This is a genomic window from Nostoc sp. (genome assembly GCF_036917465.1).
Taxonomy (GTDB): domain Bacteria; phylum Cyanobacteriota; class Cyanobacteriia; order Cyanobacteriales; family Nostocaceae; genus Nostoc.
On the sequence record NZ_JBALDL010000088.1, the window covers coordinates 1 to 24,383 of the forward strand.

A 24,383-nucleotide genomic window follows, 5' to 3' on the forward strand; every position below is an offset into this window, starting at 1 on the left:
ATAGTGTTAAATTAGGGGGCATCGAACCCCCTAATTTAACCGTGCTTACATCCCCGCCCACGAGGGGACGGGGTTTTACACACGTTCAATAAAGTAGAAGTTGCCCGTAGCAGCCCTTGCCATCCCAATCAGTAAGTCTTCATTGAAACCCTGAGCAAAACCTAATGTAGTTGTGGTGATGCCTTCCTCTGCTTTTTGCGCTGATGTCGCCGTTAGTACCTTGGGGTCTTGAATGCCCATATTGGCGTGACCATCGGTAAGCAAAAGAACACGATTGATTTTTTGCGGATCTAGTCCTGCTTTGACGTGTTCGCAGCCTTTGAGCCATCCCCCCGATAAGTTGGTAATACCGCCTGCTCTGACTTTGCGGATTGAATTTTTTAGTGTGGCTTTGTTAGTCACAGCTTGCGGTGGTACAACGCTGTCCACTTCATCGTCGTAAACAACTACTGAGAGAATGTCATCAGGCTCAAGTTGATCTACCACAGACTCAGCAGCTTTGAGTGCATGATGTAAAGAAGCGCCTGCCATTGAGCCGGAACGGTCAATTACAAGAGAAAGGTTAAGGTTGCGTCGGGGAGATTCAGCTATGTCAGCACGAAAACGTAGCAGAATATTAGTCTTTAATGAAGATCCTGCGGGGAGAATAGCCTGGTCAAATTCGTAACTTGTCTTAATCATTTTTGATATTTCTCAAAATTGGTTGTTATAGGCTACAAGCCTTATGATGCTGGGATAAGAAGTACTTTCTTTAGTTTACCCAAAATTCATTTTATTCAGTACCGAAATAGAATTTAATGTAATATTTTATAGCTTTAATATTTCACTAGTGTTGGCAAAGCCCGTCATAGACATCGCTCTTTCGGGAAAAATTTGCGATCTACTGATTTTTCGCCAGTATTCAAAGGCGATCGCACTGGTCACAATTGCGAGAAACTGAAAGCAGATCAATTAGGAGAGGAGAACCTAATGAGTTGGACTAAAGTTCTTGCAGTTGAAGCGCTTTCCCCAGGTACGCGAGAAGTGGTGAAAGTTGGCAACCGGAAAATTCTACTTTTGAATCACGAAAATCAGCTTTATGCTGTAGATAATACCTGTCCCCACTTAAAATTACCTCTGAAAAGTGGCAAAATCAAAGATGGGGCAATTGTTTGTACCTTCCATCACAGTGCTTTTGACCTGCGAACTGGTGAGGTACAAGACTGGTGTTCTTGGCCACCTGGGGTAGGTAAAGTACTCTCATTGGTTTCACAACCAAAGGCGTTGCCAGTGTTTCCTCTTCGTGTGGAAAAAGGTAGTATCTGGGTTGATGTGCAAGAGGAATAGCACCATCTGTTGATTTAGTTATCAGTAGGCTACAAAATGTTACCTAAACTTTTTGCAGCATTTTGCCAATTCATTTTTGAGTGACAATGAAAAAATCGGAAACGGAGGATTGACAAAAAACAACCTCCGCTTCCATAGCCTTCTCAATGCCCCAATTAAATCTCAAGAATTTTATTACACCTTCATCAGATAGTTGTATCTGGCTCATTAGTCAGAAAAGCCCTAAATAATCAAAAATAAAGCAGCTTTGGCCTCTTCGTGCGAGATAATAAATATAAAATATGGCGATCGCAATCGATTTTGGTACTAGCAACACAGTCATTGCTCGTTGGAACCCTGTAACCCAGCAGCCAGAAACCCTGACTCTACCAGGTTTATCAATTAAACAAAGTCTCAATCCGCCACTGATTCCCAGCTTGGTTTATGTTGAAGACGCAAGCCAAAATAAAGTCTTAGTAGGGCAACAAGTACGCGATCGCGGTCTTGACCTCAAGGGCGAAACGCGATTTTTCCGCAGCTTCAAGCGGGGTATTGGTGCAGATATCCAAGGTTTCTTACCCGAACTCGATGGCAAAATTATCACCTTTGAGCAAGTAGGGCAATGGTTCCTCACCCAGGTGATTGAAGAACTAGCACCCCTGCAAGGTGGGTTAGATTCTCTCGTGTTAACCGTACCCGTAGACAGTTTTGAAGCCTATCGTCACTGGTTGGGAAAAGTTTGTCAAGCCCTCCCCGTTGAACAAGTGCGGATGCTGGATGAACCCACAGCCGCCGCCTTGGGTTATGGTTTAGCAGATCGAGAAAATCTCTTGGTGATTGACTTCGGCGGCGGTACTTTAGATTTGTCCCTTGTGCGGTTGGATCAAAGCGTGCAAGCAACCACAAAGCCCTTGGGATTTCTCCTTAAGTGGGGTAATAAGTCTTTGGCTGAAGATTCAAAACAAAAAGTCAAAACTGCCCGTGTGTTGGCGAAAGCTGGGCAAAATTTGGGTGGCACTGATATTGATAATTGGTTGGTAGATTACTTTGCCAAAACTCAAGAACTGGCAGTGAGTCCCTTGACAACACGATTAGCAGAACGGGTGAAAATTCAGCTATCAAGCCAAAACCAAGCTAGTGAAGTTTATTTTGATGATGAGACATTTGAAAGCTATGAATTAGAATTAAACCGCGATACTTTTGAAAATATCCTCAAAGAACACGCATTTTTTGAGTTATTGGATGAGTCAATGACGACACTGTTGCAGCAAGCAAAACGCCAAGGGATAGAACTTGCAGATATTAATGCAGTTTTGTTAGTTGGTGGGACAGTGCAATTACCAGCAGTGCAGACATGGATAAAACAGTATTTTGAGCCAGAAAAAATTCGTTGCGAACGTCCCTTTGAAGCGATCGCTCAAGGTGCATTACAGCTAGCTCAAGGCGTGCAAATCAAAGACTTTCTATACCATAGTTATGGTATCCGCTACTGGGATCGCCGCAACCAGCGTCACAAATGGCATTCTCTGATTAAAGCGGGACAAGCATACCCGATGAGTCAGCCAGTAGAATTAGTCTTAGGTGCTTCTTTAGAAAATCAGCCCAGTATTGAATTAATTATGGGAGAATTGGGAGCAGATACGGGTAGTACCGAAGTTTATTTTGATGGCGATCGCTTAATTACCCGTCGTCTAGATGGTAACGAAACCACCGTTAAACCTCTCAACGATCAAGAAGGTGCGAGGACAATTGCCCAACTGACACCAGCCGGATATCCTGGAAGCGATCGCATCAAAATTCTCTTTCAAGTTGATGAGCAACGCTTTTTACGAATTACCGTTGAAGACTTGTTAACCAATGACACGCTTTTGGAAAATCAACTCGTGGCACAATTGAGTTAGATACAATGCACATTATCAGTCGTAAAAAGCTGCGCAAATTTTGCCAAAAATATGCTGACTCTTGTGATGCGCTTAACAACTGGTACAAAGCTGCCAATAAAAGTACATGGAATAATCTTACCGAAGTGCAAGCCGTTTATCCTGAAGCAGAAGCTGTTGGGAATTTCACTGTTTTTAATATCAAAGGCAATAAATATCGTCTGATAGTTGATTTGGTTTACAGCGACCAAATAATTTATCTTAAATACATTTTTACGCAAGCAGAATACGATAAGGATAAATGGAAAAATGACCCTTACTTTTGACCGTGAAACTTATGCTAGTTTGCTTGCTCAATATCAACCCAAGGTTATAAAAACAGATGAGGAAAACGAGCAAGCTATTACCCTAGCAGAGGAACTGTCTCATCAAGTTAACCGAACTTTGGAAGAGTCGGCATTATTAGACCTCTTGATTGCTCTAATAGAAAAGTATGAGGATAAAAATTATCCAATGGGAGAATCAACCGCACACTCAATGCTGCTCCATCTAATCGAGGCTCAGAGCGTTAAAGAAGCTGACTTGGTAATAGTTCTCGGTTCAAGAGAGGTTGTTTTTCAAGTTATGAGTGGAAAACAAGAAATCACCCAGGAGATGGCCAAGATATTAGGTGACTTTTTTCACGTTGATAGTAGTTTGTTTGAGAATTAGGCTATGTCTACGACGGGCTACGCCTACGCAATCCTTCTCATTCCAGCCGAGTTATTTCTAGCCACCCATCTTTAACCATCCAAAAACTTGATTGACGGTTAATGCAAGTTCAATTTCTGGTAATACAGGCAAAAAATCTTCTCCCTGAAATAGCACTGGCTGTTGCTCTGGTAGAAATACCAAAATACTCAGATCATCAGGATCGAGGAACCATCCCAGACGACTACCATACTTTAAACAGTAGAGAATGTTCCCAATTACTTTGTTGGGTTTTTGTTCTGGCGAAAGAATCTCAATCGTCCAGTCTGGTGGAAGTTCAAAATTATCAGGTACTTCATTATCAACGGTGAACGGTATGCGTCCCCACTGAAATACAGCCACATCTGGTACTATTGAGCGTTCTCCAAAACTACAGCGTAATTCGGGAAACGCATAGGCAATCTTCTGATTCTCCGCAACTTCATTAACAACAGCACCAAGTTTGCCTTGCAAGCGGCTGTGTCTCCCTTTCGGCATTGGCTTAGGAATAATCTTACCGTTAACATATTCACTCGCAGGCTTTGTTTCTGGAAGCTTCAGAAACTCTTCCAGGGTAAGTAGTTGAGTAGTTGAGTAGCTCATGACTCCTGAATCCCTCGAAGATGTGTTTTTAGTCTAGCAGTATCTAGGGACAGGTGCATTCACAGAGTTAAAGCACCTATCCATAGATCAACGAAAGAATTGAGCAGTGATTAATTCATCATCACCATAATTCTTAATTACGTAAAGCCTGCGGCATGGCTTCTCTACGAGACGCTCCGCGAACGCTTAACGCGGAGCGTGCCGGAGGCTCTATTACGAATTATTTATGTATCACTACTAAAGTTCCATAGCTAGCCCAGTTGTAAACATTGTGTGCTTGCTTAACAGGTAAATTCACGCAACCGTGGCTAACTGGAGTGCCAAAACGATTATGCCAGTAAGCACCGTGGATGGCATAGCCTTCGTAAAAATACATTGTGTAAGGAACATCAGGAATATTGTAGCCCTTGCCTCGCATTCGGTGAGTGCGATACTTAGAATTAATCCGAAATCTACCTATGGGTGTGGGAGTCGATCGCTTCCCTCCAGAAATGCGGTATGAATAAACAAGTTTTTTACCTTCCCATGCACGTAAGCGTTGCTCTGACAGGTCAATTTCAATCCAGCGAGGTTGGGATGTTTGCCTGAGATTAGATTGAGTGATGCCATTTTCATCGACTGACGCAGCGATCGCTGTAGTAGAATGGCGATCGCCTGCTAACGGTGCTGACCACGAAAATAAAGTCACTACCACCAACGCCACGCTTGTACAAAAAGTTTTTGAAGAACGAATCCCACCACTGCGAATCCAGAATTGCATTATGCCTGACCTTCTAAAGTACGCAAAAATCATGAAGTGAAGGATTTACGCAATTCATCCGCTAATACTTTTCAAAACAAGTCCTAAACTAATCCGCATCTAATTAGTCATTGGTTATTTGTCATTCTTTAATGACTAAGAACAACCTTTACAAAAAAATCTGTAATTTAAATGCGTCAATGCAAATTTTTCCCTAATTAATATTTGCATTTGTAGTTTCACACAGGAATTGTCAGGATTTACGCTTATTTATTTGGGGCAAAGCGGATAATATCAAATTAGGAAAAGACTTTTCATCCTCAATCCCAAATCTAAAATCCAAACTTGGGATAAATACCCTCTTATATATTTTATTTCAAATCTATTAATTCCGACTCCGAAGATTCCCAGCATAAAATATTGCTGGGAGTCACTCAATTGTCTTGATTTCTTGTTATTAATGATTTTATCTAATTTGCCTTATGGTTGCTCCACCTACTATTTCTGGATGACTACTGGTGTTCCTATGGATGCCCACTCGAATAGCCATTTTGCATGTTTAGGTGAGAGATTCACACAGCCGTGGCTGACTGGAGTACCAAATCTTTTATGCCAGAAAGCACCGTGAATACCATAGTTACCTTGGTAATACATCACATAAGGAACCTTGTCAACGTTGTAGTCTTCTCCGCGCATCCGCGTAGTTTTGAACTTAGATTGAATTTTAAAAGTACCAACAAGAGTGGGAGTGGCCTTTTTACCAGAGGAAATTGCACTTCCATAAACCACTCTGTCACCTTCCCAAGCTATTAAGCGTTGCTTTGAAAGATCAATTTGAATCCAACGCTGATCTGATTGTTGTAATGTCTGGATTGTTTGTGCAATCACTTGCTCTTTGGAATTCGCCCAAACTTCACTTGTTCCAGTAGTAGTAAAAACACTTAAAGACAGTGCTGTACCAGTAAGGAGTATTTTTAAGCGACGCACCCATTCAGAATAAATAAGTCTGTTCATTTTAGATACACTCACACTCAAATCATCAGGTATTGAGAAACTTATCAGGTTTCACTTTTATTTCCTTATCCATTACTTTAATAGACGTTGATTTTTGATGATTTGATTCTAATTTAACCTAACTGTTGCATGAGTTTTTTTGCCCTAGATGCGATCGCTTGCCAATTTCCTTCTGTGACAAGCTTTTTGGGAAATAATTCACCGCTCAAACCGACAGCGATCGCTCCAGCTTGCAAAAATTCTTTGGCATTTTCTAGAGTCACGCCGCCAGTAGGAATTAAGGGAATCTGACTTAGCGGCCCTTGCAAACTTTTGATATAATCAGCCCCTCCCACTGCTTGTACGGGAAACACTTTTACACAACTAGCGCCCTGACTCCAAGCGGTAACAATTTCTGTAGGAGTCATAGCTCCTGGGATAATGGGTACATTTTTTTCTTGTGCTGCTTGAATCATTGCTGAGTCAACATGGGGTGTAAAGAGGAATTGCGCCCCAGATGCGATCGCTTCTTGTAGCTGTTCCACATTGAATAGCGTACCAGTACCAATAGTACAGGCTGGTAATTGTGAGCGTAGTTGACTGATTAGTTCCCCAGCGCGATCGCTATTCCAGGTAATCTCAACGATCTGCATTCCCCCAGATGCTACAGCTATTGCCATTTGATGCCCCACTTCAATTTTAGAAGCGCGGATAACTGCGATCGCTCTATGTCTTTGCAACTGTGATAACCAAATTTCATTAGGCATTTTAACTGGGAATTAGGGATTGAGGACAAGAGATTGAGGACTAGGGAATGAGAACTAGAGAATAGTGAAAATAAAGTTGCAGCAACTACGCCCATCGTAGACATCGGCTGATTTTACTTGTTTTACATTACTTTAGAGACAGTCTCTGAAAACTCAGCTTAATTCTTCTAGTAGAGGAGAGAGCTAATTAAAAAGACATATACTCCAACTACCAAGCAATAGTTTGATAGGCTCCTAGTTAAAGACCTACTAGGAGCTTTTTTTAACTGATTATCGTAAATATCAATAAACCTAGTTGCAATTAAACTATTCCTCATGGATATTAATGATTAATTCTGATGGTAGATGGAATTAAAAGATTAAGATTGGTAATATGTAGTTGTGAGTGAAAAACGTTTACCCAATTAATAACAATGAATATTCTTGCTTGGATTGTTTTAGGTCTAATTGCTGGTGCGATCGCTAAGGCTATCTACCCCGGTCATCAAGGCGGCGGAATCCTAGGAACTATCGTATTAGGAATCATCGGTGCTTTTGTTGGCGGTAGCTTAGGAGTATTTTTTAGTACAGGAACATTAAGTCTAGCAGCACCGAGTCTCAGCATTCCAGGTATTGCAGTAGCAGTCCTTGGTGCAATTGTTGCAGTTTTCTTGTGGAACTTAATAACCAACCGCAGTGCTGTATAAAAGCAAAATCGCGGATAATGACTGAAGGATATTTAGGAAATTGTTTTAACTATAGTGAATTAAATAAAAAATAGCGTTTGCCTTTTATTAAGGTGGCGCTATTTTTTTTATTATTTATAAAAATGGGTGGGGTTTTAATAGTGTAGTGTGCCATCGTTAAGTGTACATTTTATTACAAGTCTTAATTAGCTCTAAGAATTCCTATACCAGCTTCTCTTTCAATATAATCTGCTAAGTTGATAAAATCTTCACGCGGGTAACATCTTCCGCCAACCAAATCAAAAGCTAATCTACTTGCAGGATTTTCTGGGTTTTCAAGGATATGTATACCCCAGTAATAAAGGAGGTCGCTAGCGCGAATACAAACTTCTTCTGGATCTATACAATGAAACTTGTTATCTATTTTACTAATTTCTTTATAAGCATTATTATAAACTTCTTTCAGAAGTCTTAAACGTTTAATTCCAGGGTCTTTAAAATTGTTAACTAACACAAATAAATGAGCTAAATTATTTATTTCGCGTATCTCTCTAACAGTTTCTTGAATAACTTTACCATGTTTGCTTATCCCTAGTGGATTAAAAGTTGTTGGGATAATACAATAATCTAATCGCTGAACTAGATTTTTAGGATTACGTTCTAGTGCTGGTGAGCAATCACAAATTACTATTTGACAGTCACGGGCAGCATCTTCATTCCAATCATCTCCATCAAATACTTGAATAGTTGTACCTACACCTTTAGGATTAGGAACAAAAACACCATCACCTACTAATTTGTGCAGATTTTGTTCTGGATCTAAGTCCACAAGTGCCACATTAAATCCTTGCAGTGCTAATGCTCCTGCTAAATGCCCTGCTACCGTTGTTTTACCTACTCCACCTTTACAGGTAAAAACTCCAAAATAAACTTTTTTTGGCGTGTCTTCAGTAGTATCCTGATTATCTCCGTTAGCAATCACAGAACCGCCATCAATCGCAACCAGTTTATTTTCATGGGCAATCCCACAGCGAACTTTAGTATCTTTACCCCAGGTTCTGATTAATGCCAATGCTGGGCCGCCAAATCCTTTTGTAGTTATGAACCAACCAAAATTAAATTTTTTGCCTTCATCAGAATCTAAAAAGTCAGCAAACTTTAAAAGCTGGGGCGCTGTTACATTACCTTTTAGCCATTTAACCTGAATAACACCAACTAGGTTTCCTTTTTTGACCACTAAATCGTAGCCAGGTTGATTGGTTTTTGCAGTTTCAACTGTCCAACCTGCTTTATGGATCAGTTTTGCTACGTGCTGCTCAAATTCGGGAAAACTCTGGATGAATTGTGGCTCTAATAGTGATGACATAAACAGTTTTAAGTGTTTTTGTTCGATCCGGTAGTATCTAATACAGTATAATCTACCAAAATAAATCCTGTCCGTATAGTTAATTTAGTAACATCAATCACTATAGCAATCCTATCTGATTTCTGAAAATTCGCAGTGTCCAGATCCCCGACTTCTCAAAGAAGTCGGGGATCTAACTTTCACGAGTGATTTAGGACTGCTATATCTTCCCGTGTATCAAAGAAATGCAACATACTCTGAAATAAAATAACAACAAAGCTGCCTCTGATTTAAGTGAGTATAAATACGCTACGATATAGAGCTTTCATGAAATTTTAAAAAAGTTGCCCTAGTAGCTACATACAAAGCAACGATGTTTGGTTAAGCTGTAAGCGCTATCATATAGATTTATTGAACGTCTTATGCATTGGTTGTTATCTGGGCCGTTGAGTACAGAAAAATTGACGGTTAACATTGCAGGTTTACCTGTATCGTTACAAGGTAAGAAGCTGGTGCAGTTATCAGATTTTCACTACGATGGTTTGCGGCTGTCGGAAGAAATGCTAGAAAAAGCGATCGCAGTTACTAACGAAGCTAAACCAGATTTAATTTTATTAACTGGCGACTACGTAACTGACGATCCGACACCGATTCATCAACTGATACTTCGACTCAAACATTTGCAAAGTCGCAGTGGTATCTATGCGGCTCTTGGCAATCATGATATACATTACAAAAATGCAAAATCAGAAATTACAGATGCCCTTACTAGCATTGGCATCCACGTCCTTTGGAACGAAATTGCCTACCCACTAGGAAAAGAATTGCCACTCGTTGGACTGGCGGATAGTTGGTCACGGGAATTCAATCCTTTACCAGTCATGAATCAACTAAACCCCGACACACCCTGTATTGTATTATCCCACAACCCAGATACTGCGGAGACGCTGCAAGCATGGCGAGTTGATTTACAATTATCTGGTCATACTCACGGTGGTCAAATCGTGATTCCTGGACTTGGCCCGGCGGCGTTGATTTACAGCAAGATTGCAAAAAACATACCCTTAGCAGTGCGCCGTCGAGTGCCATTTTTGGAAGTAAATGTTTCTGTAGTCAAGCATTGGGAATGGGCACAGGGTTTTCATCGGATCGGAAAAAATCAGATGTATGTCAATCGTGGTTTGGGAACTTATCTCCCCGGACGGTTATTTTGCCGTCCAGAAGTTACTATAATTACGCTACAAAGTGAGTAAGTGATTCAAATTTAAAAATAAAAAACTGAATCACAGCAGGTATTCTGGCTAACGAGTACCTGCAAACTAAAGCAAAGTCTTCTTTGTTTATCTTTAGGATTTAAGCTAATTAATTTTTTTGGAGCTTATGACATAAATTATTGCACTTTAACAAGTTACATTTTTATTTTTGGTAAGCTGTAAGCGCTGGTATGAGGAGTATTGCTTGCCTTATGCATTGGTTGTTTACAGGACATTTAAGAGTAGATAAAATCACGGTTAAGATTGCAGAACTTCCAGCATCTTTACAAGGTACAACGCTAGTGCAGTTGTCAGATTTTCACTACGATGGTTTGCGGTTGTCGGAAGAGATGTTAGAAAAAGCGATCGCACTTACTAACGAAGCTGAACCGGATTTAATTCTATTAACTGGTGACTACGTAACTGACGATCCGACACCGATTCACCAATTGGTGCATCGACTCAAACATCTGCAAAGTCGCTGTGGTATCTACGCTGTACTGGGTAATCACGATATCTATTACAGCCATTCAAAAGCAGAAGTTACACAGGCGTTAACTAGCATTGGGGTGCATGTACTTTGGAATGAAATCGCCTATCCATTCGGAAAAGAATTACCATTGGTAGGACTAGCTGATTATTGGTCACAGGAATTTTACCCTGCACCAGTCATGAATCAACTAGATTCTGTTACACCCCGCATTGTTTTATCCCATAACCCAGATACAGCGAAGATACTACAACAATGGCGCGTAGATTTGCAATTATCTGGTCATACCCACGGCGGCCACATTGTAATTCCTGGCATTGGCCCTGTAGTTTTCTATTATAAAAAGTTACTCAAACAAATTCCCAAAAAATTACGGCGTTGGGTAACATTTTTTCTAGGAGACTGTTCTAAAGTTGTGCGATATTGGGAGTGGGCGCAAGGGTTTCACAAGGTGCAAGAAAATCAACTATATGTCAACCGGGGTTTAGGAACTTATAAGCCAGGACGTTTATTTTGCCCGCCAGAAGTGACTGTAATTACCTTAATTGGTCATTAGTTATTAGTCATTGGTCATTGGTCATTGGTCTAAATAAATGACAAATGACACTCAAAGCAGAAACCGCCAGAAGCTACGATGGATAAATATCAGCAGCTTGAGGCGGTTTATTGAAGATTGGAGAATTCAGAAGTAAGTAACTCAACTAAGGTGGATAGTATTCGCAATCGCTCTACTCAGAATTGCACATCCCAACATTCTAACTAGGCAGGCATTTTCTGGCTGTGCGTCTTAAAACCTCCAAAACAACTCATTGAACTAAAGGCAAAATTCATTGAATGGATGCCACAATTAAAAGAGCGATCGCAATATTATTAGAGCAGAAGGCACAGGCTCTAATATGAAAGTTTTTGTTAACTTTTAACCTATTTGTACCTTGCTCTTAATCTAGCATCATGTTTATTCAGTTCAATCCATCTTTACGAAACTTAAACTTTTTCGACCTGGTGTTCTAGTAGAAGGGAAAACTCTTTGTGCCAGTGACGATACAATAAAATTCATTGTCTTGCTGCCAACTTTTTTCGTCCTATGCTGCCAGTCATCTATTCCGACGAATTTTTAGATCACAAGACTGGAAAATACCATCCCGAAAAACCAGAACGTTTAAGTGCGATCGCTACTGCCCTAAAAGCAGCTACATTTGCAGATAAAATTGATTGGCGATCGCCCACACCAACATCAGAACAGCCAGCGCTGATGTCTATGTTGGTTAAAGCCCATAGCCCAGCCTACATCAAAAAAATTTGGCAAATCGCTTCTAGTGGCGGCGGCCCTTTGGATGGAGATACGCCAGTTTCCCCGCGTAGTTATGATGTGGCATTGCTAGCAGTCAGTGCATGGTTGGACGGTGTTGAGGCTGTATTAGAGTCGGCTAATCCAGCTTTTGTACTAGCACGTCCCCCAGGGCACCATGCAGAAAGTGATGCTGGGATGGGCTTTTGTCTATTTTCTAATGCTGCGATCGCCGCTTTCTTTGCCCTCGAACAACCCGGAATTAATCGTGTCGCCATCCTCGATTGGGATGTACATCACGGTAATGGTACACAAGCGATCGTTGAAAGTGAAGCACGCATCGCCTACTGTTCCCTACATCAATATCCATGCTACCCCGGTACTGGGAGAGCAACAGAACGCGGCTTTCATAATAATGTATTAAATTTACCAGTACGCCCTGGTAGCGATATTGCCGAATATCAGCCACTTTTTGAAAAACAGGTAGTACCGTTTTTAGCTAACTTTCAGGCGGATTTGCTGATTGTGAGTGCTGGTTATGATGGCAATGCCGCAGATCCTTTAGCAAGTATCAATTTACAGCCAGAAGACTACGCTTTATTTACTGATTATTGTTTAGGACTAACTCGGAAAATTCTGTTTGGCTTAGAAGGTGGTTACGATTTTCACACTCTTTCTCAATCAGTTGTAGGAACCATTGAGCGCTGTTTACTTTAACAATTGAAACTCAAAAACAGGTTTAATCATTGTTTATGCCCTTGTTTTTTATTTTTCTTTAGACTTGTATCGATACTAGGACTAGCCCTTTCAAGGTGGGTAAAATTTTTGGACAATAATTACTCTTTTCTCTGTGTTGCGCCAGGTGCTACAACGGGGGAAACCCCCGCAACGCACTGGCGGTTCCCCGACTTGTTCGCGCAGCGTCTCCGACAGGAGAAGCAACTGGCGCAACACAGAGAGGAAAGCAGAGATTTTATGAGTCACCTTGAAAGGGCTAGTCTTAGATACTTGACTATATTTATCATTACTGGATAAAAATAGAAATAGAAGAGGCAAATATTTAGTGAGCAGAGGGAAAGTTGCATAAGTCTTTCCACTCTACCAAATGTCCAATGACATTTTTTATCAAGTTCATCGAATCTTCAGAAATAAAAATTTTGAACAGTGTTCTGAAAGAGCTAAAGTTTTGTTAAGATGCAATTGCTAGTAGTTTCTCAGCGAAATTCACCTATCTGGGTGTGGAGAAATAAAAAGCACTAGCAGCACAAAATTCAAAAGGTGAAGCAATGACCACCTACATTTTTTTCGATGAAGCCCTAAGGATGCTAACTAACGCCTATTTGATATCAGTAGTATTGTTAATAGCAGCTTCTGGTATAGGTTTGGCGGTAATTGAAACAATAGAAAAGACAGGAGAACGCTGAGTTTACAAATGGCATTATAGTTTTTGCCAAAAACCATTGGGTGCAGGTGTTCGCTGTTGAGAAATCCTGGGAATACTAAAGCATGAAAGTTTCATAACGTTACAGTCTTACCTGTAAATTTACCAAACACACAGGTAACAGTAACGCTATTGAGACTCTAACCAAGGAGTCACTATAATGAGTCTACTCGACGCTGTTTTGGGTACAGAAAACCAAACCCAAGCGGCACTCAATCCAGCAGAAGCGTTTGCTGTCATTGTTTTGATGGCAACAGCGTCAGACGGTTATCTTTGTGTTGAGCAGGAAAATTATATCACTCTTGTGCTGTCTGGGATGAAACTTTTTCAAGGTTATCCCCATGAGATGATTCATAGACTGTTTGACAAAATCTTAGGCATTCTCCAGGGAGATGGTTTTAATGCCTTATTCGATGCAGCAAAAGATTCTCTATCTCAAGATTTGCGGGAAGCTGCCTTTGCAGTAGCCACTGATTTCGTCTTAGCTGAAGGTATCATAACTGAAGAAGAAAAAAACTTCTTAAACGATCTATATCAAGCTTTAGGCATTTCTAGTGAGAAGGCAATGCAAATTCTGCAAGTAATCTTAATTAAAAATCAGGCATAGGGCGATAAAATATATGCTTAATTAAACTATACAAATAGCTTATAAAGAAATCATGCCAAAGGAGTTAAGCTTCTTTGGCACTATTTTTAGTGTTGTTATAACTAGGCTTTGATTGGTAACTTTTTCGAGAAGTCGCAAATTTAGGACTTATAGTATTTTAGATTGAGAATTATTTGTGTTAAGGATTCTGTGATTCTATCTGTCGCAATTATTTTTCAAATTGGGATTACGCGCAAAATATCCACTAAGCGCTTAAAAAGTTGGGTTTTAATTTTCAGGTTTTTAGTGCATAAATCATGAAATTTTGTTGTTCAATGCAGTATTATGTCAGAAATTTAAATTGTAAATTACTTATGCATTGTTCTGCTACCCTAACCCAACTAGTTGAAGTTCTTTTGGCTAGTCCGATAAACTTATCTGAAACTGCTTTAATACAAGTAAGTAGTGGTATACAAACAGATAGCCGTAGCCTAAAACCGGGTGAAGTATTTTTAGCTTTGCGAGGCGATAAATTTGATGGACATGAATTTGTGCCAATTGCGATCGCAAAGGGTGCAATAGCTGCAATTGTAGATTTTGAATACGAAAATCCCGGTTTACCGGTATTACAGGTAAAAGACACCCTCAAGGCATATCAGCAAATTGCTAGATGGTGGCGCGATCGCTTTAATATTCCTGTAATTGGCGTAACTGGTTCGGTGGGTAAAACTACAACCAAAGAATTGATCGCCGCAGTTTTAGGAACAAAGGGACGAGTTCACAAAACTTATGGAAATTACAACAACGAAATTGGTGTCCCGAAAACTCTCCTAGAACTTGGTGCAGAAAATGACTATGCCGTGATTGAAATGGCGATGCGGGGTAGGGGACAAATTGCCGAACTAACCCAAATAGCGCGTCCAACAATTGGAGTAATTACCAATGTGGGGACGGCACATATTGAATTACTGGGTTCGGAAGAAGCGATCGCTGAGGCAAAATGTGAGTTATTAGTCGAAATGTCTGCCGATAGTGTGGCAATTCTCAACCACGACAATCCTTTATTAATGGCCACGGCAGCGAAAGTGTGGCACGGAGAAGTTTTAACTTACGGCTTTTCTGGTGGAGATATTCAAGGACAGTTAATTGATAACGAAAGGGTGGAAGTTGCAGGAATCCAACTGCCTTTACCTTTAGCCGGTCGTCACAATGCGACTAATTTTTTGGCAGCTTTAGCAGTAGCAAAGGTGTTGGGGATCGATTGGGCAAGCCTCAAAGCAGGTGTGATGGTGGATATGCCCACAGGAAGATCGCAGCGATTTAACTTAGCTAATGATGTGGTAATCTTAGATGAAACTTATAATGCTGCACCAGAAGCTATGATGGCAGCGTTGCAATTATTGGCAGATACACCCGGAAAGCGGAAGATTGCCGTATTGGGTGCGATGAAAGAATTAGGGGAGCGATCGCAGCAGTTGCACCAGCGAGTGGGAGAAACAGTACGAAAGTTGAATTTAGACGGTTTGTTGGTTTTGGTAGATGGAGAAGATGCCGAAGCGATCGCTCAAAGTGCCGAAGGTATCCCATCAGAGTGCTTTGCAACTCATACCGATTTGGTGGCTAGGTTAAAGACATTTGTGCAAACAGGCGATCGTTTATTGTTCAAAGCCGCCCATTCTGTGGGGCTAGATCGGGTTGTCAATCAGTTACGTGCAGAATTTCCTAAATGAATCTACCGCTAGAAACCGAACGTCTCATATTGCGAGACTTTGTAGAATCAGATTGGCCAACAGTTCATCAATATGCTAGCGATCGTGAAGTTGTGCGTTATTTGACTTTTGGCCTTAATAGCAAAGAGGATACCAAAAACTTTTTGCAAAGGGAGATTTAATTGCAAGGAGAAGAACCCCGTCAACATTTTGCCTTACCAGTGACTTTAAAAGCCCAAAAACAATTAATTGGTATCTGTCGCATATCCGTTAAGAATGCTGATAATAAAACAGGCTCTATTGGATACTGTTTTACTAAGAAATATTGGGGATACGGATATGCAACAGAAGCTGTAAAAGCGTTTGTATCATTTGGTTTTAAGGAGTCAGGCTTACATCGCATCTTTGCAACTTGTCACCCAGAAAACATTGCTTCAGTGCGAGTTTTGCAAAAAATCGGAATGCAGCAGGAAGGATATTTGCGAAAACACCATTGGATAAAGGGAGAATGGCGAGATTCTTGGCTATATGCCATCCTTGAGCATGAATGGAGAAGTCTAGATTTCAGACGTTGTTGGAAAAAGTAGGGCTGTTACTGTAACGTCTTTGAAAAAGAATTGCTGCCAAATTAGTCACCAAACACGTGATTGCTAACCACAGCAAGATGTAAGTAGGAGCCATCACCACGCCAATCATGAACCAAGTGTATACGTGCAATATCATTATAGAAGCGAAAAAGCTAGCAATTCCAGCAGATTGCCACACTTGATCCGATGGGCGACGCAAGGCTACCAGACCAATTGTTAAAATTGTGACAAGTAAATTTGCTGGTACGAGAAACGCACAAATACCTATGCAGTTGCCACGAGAAAACTCTACTAAGGTGTTAAAATCGAGCATTAATTTTGTGGGATAGATGTTAGCTTTTTAAGAATTTAATTTATTTTAAAATAACTAAATTTACATTAACAGATGAGTGAGTACTCACATTGCAAACATAACATAAATTAAAATATTGAGTCGCGTTTTGATACTACTCAATAGTTAGTTAATTATAAAGATTTTGGATAAGTAGGGTGGAAAACATCCACCCTGGCTGAATTAACCGGGTAAAATCACGGTATCGATAACGTGTACTACGCCATTATCAGCTTCGATATCTGCTGCTAAAACTGTGGCATTTTTAACTTCAAAACCATCTGAAGAATGAATTTTTATAGGTGAACCTTCTACAGAATTAACCGTGCCGAGTTCTGCTAAATCAGCCTGTAGCAGCTTACCTGGAACGACATGATACTTTAAAATCCGCGTTAGCTGGGGAATATTCTGTAACAAAGTTTGGATAGTTCCCGGTGGTAACTTGGCAAAAGCATCGTCATTTGGTGCAAAGACAGTAAAGGGGCCAGGACTTTTTAATGTTTCTACTAAACCAGCAGCTTGTACAGCCGCTACTAGTGTTTTGAAAGATTCAGATGTAACAGCAATATCGACAATATCAGACATATATTTTACCTAAATTTCTGCAAAAGATTTTAAAGGATGATAAACCTATTTGAAGTTTTATTAAACAAAATAAATTTAAAATCAGGCGTTGAATAAACTTGACGTAGACGCATACTTCATAGTCAGACATCACCTTAGAGGTTGTTTGAACAAGTATTTCACTGTGATTTTAGGCACTTTTAGATCCCCCCTAACCCCCCTTTTTAAGGGGGGAACCGGAATCGAAGTCCCCCTTTATAAGGGGAGCCACTGCTCCACTTGGGGTCTCCCCAAGTGGAGCATGTGGCGTGGATTTAGAGGGATCTAGAACTTTTTATACCGATAATACGACTTTTCAAACATCCTCTTATGATGTTTATATAAAAATTCCTATTTGGTTAAACACCTGATCCATGAAGTGGCAGCAGGGGATTATTAGCGATCGCTGCATTCAAACAATGCTCGATTATCCTAACCAGATGAAGCCTTACCGCCCAGCATAAAAATTGACTATACGAAGTAGTCTAGGATAAAACTCATCACTTCGCAAGTCAAGTACGGATGTTTGACAAACACGCCTTTGCTAGCCCTCTATCAAGGAAACTGAGCTTCTAACTCTAACTGTTTTCTATCTCTTCATCAGCAGTACTAAGTAAATTTGGGTAGTATAAATAATAAAAGTTTGCCTTTCCTTGTTATTCAATGTGAAGCGAATAATCTTACTAAATCCTTGCCTACAGTAAGTTTCATACAAAATAACAAAATAGTATTTATCCCATTCTAGTGTAGCTGATGACACCATTACGAAAATGAGTTACAACTGAGCAGTTATTGACTTGGAAAGTGAACATCTAGTCAAAACACACGAGAACTATTTGTTGGGAAAAATTCTTTTCATCCAAAGGCAGTACTTGCAGCCGGGGTTATTCAAGCCCTGGGTACTCTGTGATTTTCATATCCGCATCAACAAACAGTAATATTTTTAGGAGACACTAACTCATGGACTATCAAAGCCTTTTAAACAAAAATTCCTCTCGCCGTGCGCTAATAGTGAGTGGGGCAGTCGGTGGTATGGCGACTGCATTGGGTTTGCCGATGATTGCCCAAAAAGCTGAGGCTCGGACAACAACTTCTGGGCGAAACGATGCAAAAGTTCTGAACCATGCTCTTTATTACGAACATCAGGCGATTTGGGCTTATGGCGCTGCTGCTGGCAAGCTAACTAGTAGTGAGGTTGGTAAAACTGTTTTGGCTTTAGCGCTCCGCAACCAAGCCGATCATAAAAACCATCGGGATGCTCTAGCAGCTACTATCACCAGTTTGGGTGGAACTCCAGTAAAAGCACAATCTAGCTATGATCTTTCATCATACATCAAAAAGGGTGAGGGAAACTTGGATAGCGATGTGAATATTGCCAAGCTGGCTTTAGCTTTGGAGACTGATGCTGCGATCGCCTATAGCCAAGAAATTGCTAAGTTGAAAACTCCAAAATTGATTACTATCGGGGCGAGTATCGGCTCTACTGAAACTGCTCATGCTGCGGCTATTCGTGCTACTTTCAAAGCCCTTGGAGTAAATGTCGAAATTGTACCAGCGCCTTTTCTTAGCATTGAAAATCGTGAAGCCTGGGTGTTGAAAGTATAGATGGGGAGCAGAGGGGAAATTGCAGTAAATCTTTCCCTTTTGCCCCTCTGCCTCTTATGCCCAATACCGATTAATTACGATCGCCTTTCCAGTTTGCTAGATCGGTTAAAGAGCGATCGCGGTAACGTCCATAACGCTCCGGTTTACTTTTGATTTTCATTCCTAAATCAGGAAAAATCCCAAAATTGGGCGGCATTGGTTGGAAATGCTTCGGCGAAGCAGAACTAATAAATTCCAATAACGCACCCATCATGGTTGTTGGTGGTAAAACCAAAGTTTCTTTACCCAAAGCTAGCCGTGCTGCATTAATTCCCGCCAAGCAGCCACCCGCAGCCGCAGCAGTGTAGCCTTCAGTACCAATCAACTGTCCAGCAGCTAACAATGTCGGACGTTCTTTAAATTGCAGAGTTGGATGCATTAGCTGAGGAGCATTAATAAAAGTATTCCGGTGCATCACTCCCAGGCGGACAAACTCCGCCTTTTCTAAACTAGGAATTAGCTGAAATATCCGCTTTTGCTCACCCCAACGCAGATTAGTTTGAAATCCTACCATATTCCACAGTTGACCGGCTTTGTCTTCTTGTCGCAACTGCACCACAGCGTAAGGACGTTCCTCTGTGCGAGTATCTGACAATCCCACTGGCTTTAGGGGGCCGTAGCGCATGGTATCTTCCCCGCGCTGTGCTAATTCTTCAATAGGTAAACAGGCTTCAAAAAATTTCGCCGTTTCCCGTTCAAAACCTTTGAGTTCTGTTTGTTCCGCTTTGCAAAGTTCTTCCCGAAAGTGCAAATACTGCTCTTTATTCATTGGGCAGTTGAGATAAGCGGCTTCACCTTTGTCATAACGTGATGCCATAAAAGCAACATCCCGATTAATCGATTCTCCCACAATAATCGGACTAGCTGCATCGAAAAAGCTGAGGTATTCCATCCCCGTAAAGCGCTGCAAATCTTCGGCTAAGTCGGGACTCGTTAAAGGCCCAGTTGCCAAAACCACAATTCCTTCGGGAATGGCAGATACTTCACCCCGACGAAATTCAATTAAAGGATGGCTGGCTAAAGTTTGAGTCAAGTCTTGGCCAAATTGTCCCCTATCGACCGCTAGCGCCCCACCCGCAGGTACGGCGTGTTCATCAGCTTTGGAAATGACGATAGAACCAAGTTGACGTAATTCTTCGTGCAATAAACCCGCCGCGCGATCGCTTGCCATTGCTCCAAAGGAATTACTACACACTAATTCTGCCAAATGTTCTGTATGATGAGCAGGGCTGAAGCGTTTTGGACGCATTTCATGGAGAATTACCGGCACTCCAGCTTGGGCTATTTGCCAAGCTGCTTCAGTTCCAGCTAGTCCACCTCCAATTACTTGTATCGGTTGTTGTTCCATAGTTCAATTTTTAGTTCCTAATATTATAAGTATTTATCAGATCGTAGAAGTAAAAATAAATAAAAGAGATAAACTTATGATTACTTCTATAAATAGAACATCAGCGATTATAAAATATCTGTATCAATTCCTTTTGTTTTGAGTTTAGCTAGCAATTCTTGATAGCGATCGCGCTCTTTTTCTAATTCTTCTAAAGCCGCTTCCTTTGCTTGGCGTTCCTGTTCTGCACGTTGGCGCTCTTGTTTCCGCAATTGGTCAATTTCTACAGGACTCAAAAACTTTTGCCCAGAAGGGGAAAAAATTTCCAGCGTATCTGATGTTAGTTGAAAACGGATTCCCAAACGCGGACTTACCCAGCCATTCATCTCTTCGATAACTTCAAAACTATCCCCAGAAAGGAGCAAGCCATTTAAATCGTTTTTTTCTGGATCGTAAATATAATATTCTTCTACACCGTAACGCTGGTAAAACTGCAATTAAACCTAGTGCTAGCAGTTTAGGTACAGCTTCTAACTTTGCCTCAAAACGACCTTCTTGTTTACCTTCTTGTTTAGCTTCTTGATAAACCCGTGTTTGCTTCAACTCACTTAATCCAAACATCGCCTCTATCTCCTCTCGACTTATGTTAGGCAATTTATAAACTAGGATTGTCTCTATTAATTCTAGTAATTGTTTTTGTGGCAGTTGCAAATTTACCGCTTGTTTTGTACGGTTAATTAGTTCTCTTGCGGTAGTAATAGTTGTATCTTCATTTTCAATTACTAATTTGATGGTAGCAATACCTATTGGTAGTGATGCAGCTTCGCCTAGTTCGTCCAAGTAAATTATACTAATACGTTCGCTGTTGAAGAATTCGTGGCAATCTTGTCGTTCACCAGTATCTATATTTCTTCTGGGATAAATCACCACTCCCCGCCAAGAATTTTTTGATTTATTTTGGCGCAAATAGAGAAATGTTTCTGAAACTAGGCGCAAATAAATATCTGAGTCTGGTTGAAATTGAACTTCAACGAAATAAATCGGATCTGCTTCGTCTTGAGTGGGAAGAAATACACCATCTATTCTAAAGGCAGTTTGTTTGATTTCAACTGAAGAGAATTGATAAGTATTTGCAGTCTCAGGAGGATTGCCAATTAGTTCAAAGAAGATACTGGGGAATTCTTGAAATAACCGATAAAAGATGCTGTCAGTTTTCACTCGGGATGTTGTAGCACAATTTTGAACTTCAGCAATTTTATAATGTGCTGCTCTCTGATTGCATAAATTATCCCCGATGGAAACTAGCTATTCGGCAACTTCTTGCATTTTTTGATAATAAATTCCATGCTTAGGGAAATTTGCGATCGCGCACTTCCACGGCATAATCTTGCACAGCTTTGGTAATCGTCTCTCGCAAGTTGGTGTAAACCTTGGCAAATGGTGGATGCTTTTCGGCAAGTCCGAGTACATCAGAGGTAACTAAAACTTGTCCATCGCAGTGGGTTCCTGCACCGATACCAATTGTCGGAATCGTAAGTTTTTGTGTAATCTGCATTGCCAAATCTGCGGGAATATGCTCTAAAACTAGAGAAAATACACCTGCTTGTTCAAGAGCGATCGCTTCAAGTAAAATCCTCTCACCAGCTTCTTGAGTTTTCCCTTGTTGTCGCAAACCCAGTTGATGTACTGATTGTGGTGTCAAACCTACATGACCCATTACTGGAATTCCAGCTTGAACCAGACGAGCAATAGTTTCTGCGATCGCAGGATAACCACCTTCCAATTTTACCGCTTGAGCGCCCGTTTCTTTCAGTACCCGCCCAGCTGAGTGCATTGCTTGCTGGAGACTCTCTTGATACGTCAAAAATGGTAAATCTACAACTACTAATGCTCGTTTCACCCCACGACGCACAGATTTGGCGTGGTAGATCATCTCATCTAAAGTTATTGGCAGTGTTGTTTCATACCCTAAAACTACTGCCATAGAGTCACCCACAAGGATTAAGTCTACACCAGCTGCATCGATGAGTTGAGCGATCGCATAATCCCAGGCGGTCAATGCCACAATTGAACGTCCCTGTTGTTTCCATTGAATTAATTGCTGGGTAGTGATTGCCATTGCCAATTTTAGATTTTGGATTTTGGATTTTGGATTTTTTGTCCTTTGTCATTAGTCATTTGCTAAGGACAGAAGACAAAGGACAAATGACTAATTATTTAACAGCGCGACTGAAAGCAATATGGGTTTTTGCACTGTCCGTTTTAGGCATTAACCAAGCTAGACCTTCACTAGTGCCAATCCATAGTTTATTGCTGATGTCAGGTACAAGGGCAAGAACCCGACTAGAAGGAAGTCCAGCAACTTCTGCATCTAACACAGCGCCTGTATTTGGATTTAATCGTAACAAACCATTGCTAGTCCCGACCCAGACACTACCATCTTTAGCAAAACGTATTGCTGTCACATCACGCCCACGCAAACGAGTTACAGACCGTAACACGACACCAGTTTTTGGGTTAATAACTAGTAAATTATTCGGCATTCCCGCCCAAATTAATCCTTCTGGACTGATAGCTAAAGCTTGGACAGTTGTCCCTGGCAAATCGACAATCCGCTTCATAATGCCAGCACTAGCCGTATTTACCCGCACCAATCCATCAAGAGTACCAACCCACAGTTGACCTTCAGCATCTAAAGTTAGGGTGTTGGCGCTGACACCAGGCAGATTTTTTACTGTTGTCATAATCAAACCTTGGTCGGGACTAATTAGGGCTAAACCACTATCAGTTCCAGTCCACAAATAACCCCGTTTGTCAAGTAACAATGACAAAACCCGTTTAGAAGGCAAAAATAAATTCTGCGCCGTAATTTCGCTGGTGCGAGGGTCTACTCGAACTAGTCCGCCATAACTTCCCACCCACACACGTCCTACTTTGTCTTGGGCTAAAGCACCAATGGCAACATTCGGTAAGCTAACGCGAGAAATAATCTTGCCAGTTTTAGGATCAATTCGTGATAATCCCCGCCAAGAACCTACCCAAAGATTGCCTGTAAAATCTGCCAGTAAGTTACCGACACGATAATCGGTTTCTGGTGAATTTTCTTGCACTCTCCGCTCATCGGGCAAAGATTCTACTCGCTTTGGCGGTGCAGAAGGTGGGTAAGCGGGGGTTAAATCAGATGATTTAATATCAGGAGTTTTTTGTGCCCATCCCTTACCTGGCACAGCTATCAACCCCAGCAACATAGAAGTAATCAATAAACTAGTACGCTTGCAAAACAATACCACGGTGACATTTCCTTTAGAGACATTACCCATAGCCGTTACCTAAACTGGCTTTGGGTTAATTTCAGTGTTCCCCTAGCTGAGATTTTTTAAACATTGGGAATTGGAAATTGGGCATTGAGAATTTATACTGAGCGTTCGCGTAGCGTCTCTACGAGAAGCCGTTGGCGCAGCCTCTTGTAGAGAAGTGAAGTATTGAGGATAGGGCATCGGGAGTACTGAGTCAGGAATTCTCTCCTCTCTCTTCTCCTGATCTCCCCATGCCCCATGCCCAATCTCCCATTAATGACACTTTGTAAAGCATTTGTAACAAAAAGTTTAAATCTTTATGTAATAACAAAATTAAATAGATAAGTTAAAAACTTTCAAAGAATAACTTATCGAATTCTTGATATATTGTGAAACAAGTTACAAATTACGTGGTGTGCAATTTTTTATCTTTCGCTCACCACTCTGCTAAATCTCTGTCAAGTAAATTCTTTTATGGTATCTTTTCCATCAACGGAGAAGATAAAAGGAGTGTAGAGGCGGGAATGCGTGCCAGCCAGCCCAATTCCCTGAATACCTCCATTTGTAGGGAAATTATCTAAATGCTAACCGCGAAAAGCGGAAGTTTTGGTGAAATTGAGAAGGTTTAGTTGGGTGCAAAGAAGAGGTAAAAAATAATTTTGATTTGTAACAAGAGGAAACAGTAGAAGCGCTAGGTCGTGTACCCCTAGAAGAGGATAACACTGGTGACGAGCGCTACCACCGCTACCAAAGTGTCCGCCGCAAAAAAACTGCTACCTTTTGCCAAAGACAACCCCTAACA

General features: G+C 41.0%; 25 protein-coding genes and 1 pseudogene. 13 read left to right on the forward strand and 13 right to left on the reverse strand.

Annotated features, from left to right (window positions below):
* Positions 1–75: 75 nt before the first annotated feature.
* The gene (locus V7K38_RS23165; RefSeq protein WP_334861059.1) at positions 76–681 is read right to left on the reverse strand and encodes a vWA domain-containing protein; all 606 of its coding nucleotides are present in this window, start codon (positions 679–681) and stop codon (positions 76–78) included.
* A 288-nt stretch (positions 682–969) separates the two neighbouring features.
* Here V7K38_RS23165 and V7K38_RS23170 point away from each other — a divergent pair, with 288 nt between their 5' ends.
* The 4 genes from V7K38_RS23170 (at position 970) to V7K38_RS23185 (ending at position 3,896) form a co-directional block, all read left to right on the forward strand.
* Positions 970–1,326: a Rieske (2Fe-2S) protein gene (locus tag V7K38_RS23170; RefSeq protein WP_334861061.1), complete on the forward strand. Its 357-nt coding sequence runs from the start codon at positions 970–972 to the stop codon at positions 1,324–1,326.
* Between the two features lie 281 nt (positions 1,327–1,607).
* Positions 1,608–3,206, forward strand: coding sequence for an Hsp70 family protein (locus V7K38_RS23175; protein WP_334861063.1), 1,599 nt, complete (start codon positions 1,608–1,610; stop codon positions 3,204–3,206).
* Positions 3,207–3,211: 5 nt separating this feature from the next.
* Entirely contained in the window at positions 3,212–3,511 is a 300-nt protein-coding gene (locus V7K38_RS23180; protein ID WP_334861065.1) for a type II toxin-antitoxin system HigB family toxin, read from the forward strand.
* Complete coding sequence (locus tag V7K38_RS23185; RefSeq protein ID WP_334861067.1) at positions 3,495–3,896, forward strand: helix-turn-helix domain-containing protein; 402 nt, start codon at positions 3,495–3,497, stop codon at positions 3,894–3,896. The genes V7K38_RS23180 and V7K38_RS23185 overlap by 17 nt, the downstream gene beginning before the upstream one ends.
* A gap of 57 nt (positions 3,897–3,953) precedes the next feature.
* On the opposite strand, the gene V7K38_RS23190 is transcribed toward V7K38_RS23185, so the two are convergent.
* The 4 genes from V7K38_RS23190 to V7K38_RS23205 form a co-directional block, all read right to left on the reverse strand.
* Entirely contained in the window at positions 3,954–4,517 is a 564-nt protein-coding gene (locus tag V7K38_RS23190; RefSeq protein WP_334861069.1) for a Uma2 family endonuclease, read from the reverse strand.
* Positions 4,518–4,737: 220 nt separating this feature from the next.
* Positions 4,738–5,277 (reverse strand): L,D-transpeptidase, encoded by a 540-nt coding sequence (locus V7K38_RS23195; RefSeq protein ID WP_334861071.1) that lies wholly within the window; start codon positions 5,275–5,277, stop codon positions 4,738–4,740.
* Between the two features lie 477 nt (positions 5,278–5,754).
* Positions 5,755–6,270 (reverse strand): L,D-transpeptidase, encoded by a 516-nt coding sequence (locus tag V7K38_RS23200; protein WP_334861073.1) that lies wholly within the window; start codon positions 6,268–6,270, stop codon positions 5,755–5,757.
* A gap of 113 nt (positions 6,271–6,383) precedes the next feature.
* Positions 6,384–7,016 (reverse strand): bifunctional 4-hydroxy-2-oxoglutarate aldolase/2-dehydro-3-deoxy-phosphogluconate aldolase, encoded by a 633-nt coding sequence (locus tag V7K38_RS23205; protein WP_334861075.1) that lies wholly within the window; start codon positions 7,014–7,016, stop codon positions 6,384–6,386.
* A gap of 413 nt (positions 7,017–7,429) precedes the next feature.
* Here V7K38_RS23205 and V7K38_RS23210 point away from each other — a divergent pair, with 413 nt between their 5' ends.
* Entirely contained in the window at positions 7,430–7,702 is a 273-nt protein-coding gene (locus V7K38_RS23210; protein WP_334831663.1) for a GlsB/YeaQ/YmgE family stress response membrane protein, read from the forward strand.
* A 181-nt stretch (positions 7,703–7,883) separates the two neighbouring features.
* Here the strand turns inward: V7K38_RS23210 and V7K38_RS23215 are convergent, their stop codons facing one another.
* Positions 7,884–9,047 (reverse strand): nucleotide-binding protein, encoded by a 1,164-nt coding sequence (locus V7K38_RS23215; RefSeq protein ID WP_334861077.1) that lies wholly within the window; start codon positions 9,045–9,047, stop codon positions 7,884–7,886.
* A 401-nt stretch (positions 9,048–9,448) separates the two neighbouring features.
* On the opposite strand from V7K38_RS23215, the gene V7K38_RS23220 reads away from it, so the two are divergent.
* The 7 genes and pseudogenes from V7K38_RS23220 (at position 9,449) to V7K38_RS23250 (ending at position 16,380) form a co-directional block, all read left to right on the forward strand.
* On the forward strand, positions 9,449–10,279 hold the full coding sequence (locus V7K38_RS23220; RefSeq protein ID WP_334861079.1) for a metallophosphoesterase: 831 nt from the start codon (positions 9,449–9,451) through the stop codon (positions 10,277–10,279).
* Between the two features lie 212 nt (positions 10,280–10,491).
* Entirely contained in the window at positions 10,492–11,325 is an 834-nt protein-coding gene (locus V7K38_RS23225) for a metallophosphoesterase (protein WP_334861081.1), read from the forward strand.
* A 528-nt stretch (positions 11,326–11,853) separates the two neighbouring features.
* The gene (locus V7K38_RS23230) at positions 11,854–12,774 is read left to right on the forward strand and encodes a histone deacetylase family protein (protein ID WP_334861083.1); all 921 of its coding nucleotides are present in this window, start codon (positions 11,854–11,856) and stop codon (positions 12,772–12,774) included.
* A 569-nt stretch (positions 12,775–13,343) separates the two neighbouring features.
* The gene (locus V7K38_RS23235; protein ID WP_292746374.1) at positions 13,344–13,481 is read left to right on the forward strand and encodes a hypothetical protein; all 138 of its coding nucleotides are present in this window, start codon (positions 13,344–13,346) and stop codon (positions 13,479–13,481) included.
* Between the two features lie 177 nt (positions 13,482–13,658).
* On the forward strand, positions 13,659–14,105 hold the full coding sequence (locus V7K38_RS23240; RefSeq protein WP_334861089.1) for a tellurite resistance TerB family protein: 447 nt from the start codon (positions 13,659–13,661) through the stop codon (positions 14,103–14,105).
* A gap of 353 nt (positions 14,106–14,458) precedes the next feature.
* Positions 14,459–15,814, forward strand: a complete 1,356-nt coding sequence (locus V7K38_RS23245; protein WP_334861092.1) for a UDP-N-acetylmuramoyl-tripeptide--D-alanyl-D-alanine ligase — start codon at positions 14,459–14,461, stop codon at positions 15,812–15,814.
* A pseudogene (locus tag V7K38_RS23250) lies at positions 15,811–16,380 on the forward strand (GNAT family N-acetyltransferase). Before V7K38_RS23245 ends, V7K38_RS23250 begins: the two are co-directional and overlap by 4 nt.
* Here the strand turns inward: V7K38_RS23250 and V7K38_RS23255 are convergent.
* The gene (locus V7K38_RS23255) at positions 16,358–16,693 is read right to left on the reverse strand and encodes a hypothetical protein (RefSeq protein ID WP_334861094.1); all 336 of its coding nucleotides are present in this window, start codon (positions 16,691–16,693) and stop codon (positions 16,358–16,360) included. The pseudogene V7K38_RS23250 and the gene V7K38_RS23255 overlap by 23 nt on opposite strands.
* A 201-nt stretch (positions 16,694–16,894) precedes the next feature.
* The gene (locus V7K38_RS23260; protein WP_334861096.1) at positions 16,895–17,296 is read right to left on the reverse strand and encodes a fasciclin domain-containing protein; all 402 of its coding nucleotides are present in this window, start codon (positions 17,294–17,296) and stop codon (positions 16,895–16,897) included.
* A gap of 978 nt (positions 17,297–18,274) precedes the next feature.
* Between V7K38_RS23260 and V7K38_RS23265 the strand changes: the two genes are divergently transcribed.
* The gene (locus V7K38_RS23265; protein ID WP_334861098.1) at positions 18,275–18,919 is read left to right on the forward strand and encodes a ferritin-like domain-containing protein; all 645 of its coding nucleotides are present in this window, start codon (positions 18,275–18,277) and stop codon (positions 18,917–18,919) included.
* Between the two features lie 70 nt (positions 18,920–18,989).
* Here V7K38_RS23265 and trmFO read toward each other — a convergent pair whose 3' ends face one another.
* The 5 genes from trmFO to V7K38_RS23290 all read right to left on the reverse strand — a co-directional run bounded on the left by trmFO (position 18,990) and on the right by V7K38_RS23290 (position 23,605).
* Positions 18,990–20,306 carry an FADH(2)-oxidizing methylenetetrahydrofolate--tRNA-(uracil(54)-C(5))-methyltransferase TrmFO gene (gene trmFO / locus V7K38_RS23270; protein ID WP_334861100.1) on the reverse strand — a complete coding sequence of 439 codons (1,317 nt, stop codon included), beginning with the start codon at positions 20,304–20,306 and terminating at the stop codon, positions 18,990–18,992.
* 107 nt (positions 20,307–20,413) lie between these two features.
* On the reverse strand, positions 20,414–20,710 hold the full coding sequence (locus tag V7K38_RS23275) for a hypothetical protein (RefSeq protein ID WP_334861102.1): 297 nt from the start codon (positions 20,708–20,710) through the stop codon (positions 20,414–20,416).
* Positions 20,691–21,503 carry an Rpn family recombination-promoting nuclease/putative transposase gene (locus V7K38_RS23280; protein ID WP_334861104.1) on the reverse strand — a complete coding sequence of 271 codons (813 nt, stop codon included), beginning with the start codon at positions 21,501–21,503 and terminating at the stop codon, positions 20,691–20,693. Before V7K38_RS23280 ends, V7K38_RS23275 begins: the two co-directional genes overlap by 20 nt.
* A gap of 130 nt (positions 21,504–21,633) precedes the next feature.
* The gene (gene panB, locus V7K38_RS23285; RefSeq protein WP_334861106.1) at positions 21,634–22,404 is read right to left on the reverse strand and encodes a 3-methyl-2-oxobutanoate hydroxymethyltransferase; all 771 of its coding nucleotides are present in this window, start codon (positions 22,402–22,404) and stop codon (positions 21,634–21,636) included.
* 94 nt (positions 22,405–22,498) lie between these two features.
* Positions 22,499–23,605, reverse strand: coding sequence for a ligand-binding sensor domain-containing protein (locus tag V7K38_RS23290; RefSeq protein ID WP_334861108.1), 1,107 nt, complete (start codon positions 23,603–23,605; stop codon positions 22,499–22,501).
* Positions 23,606–24,383 lie beyond the last annotated feature (778 nt).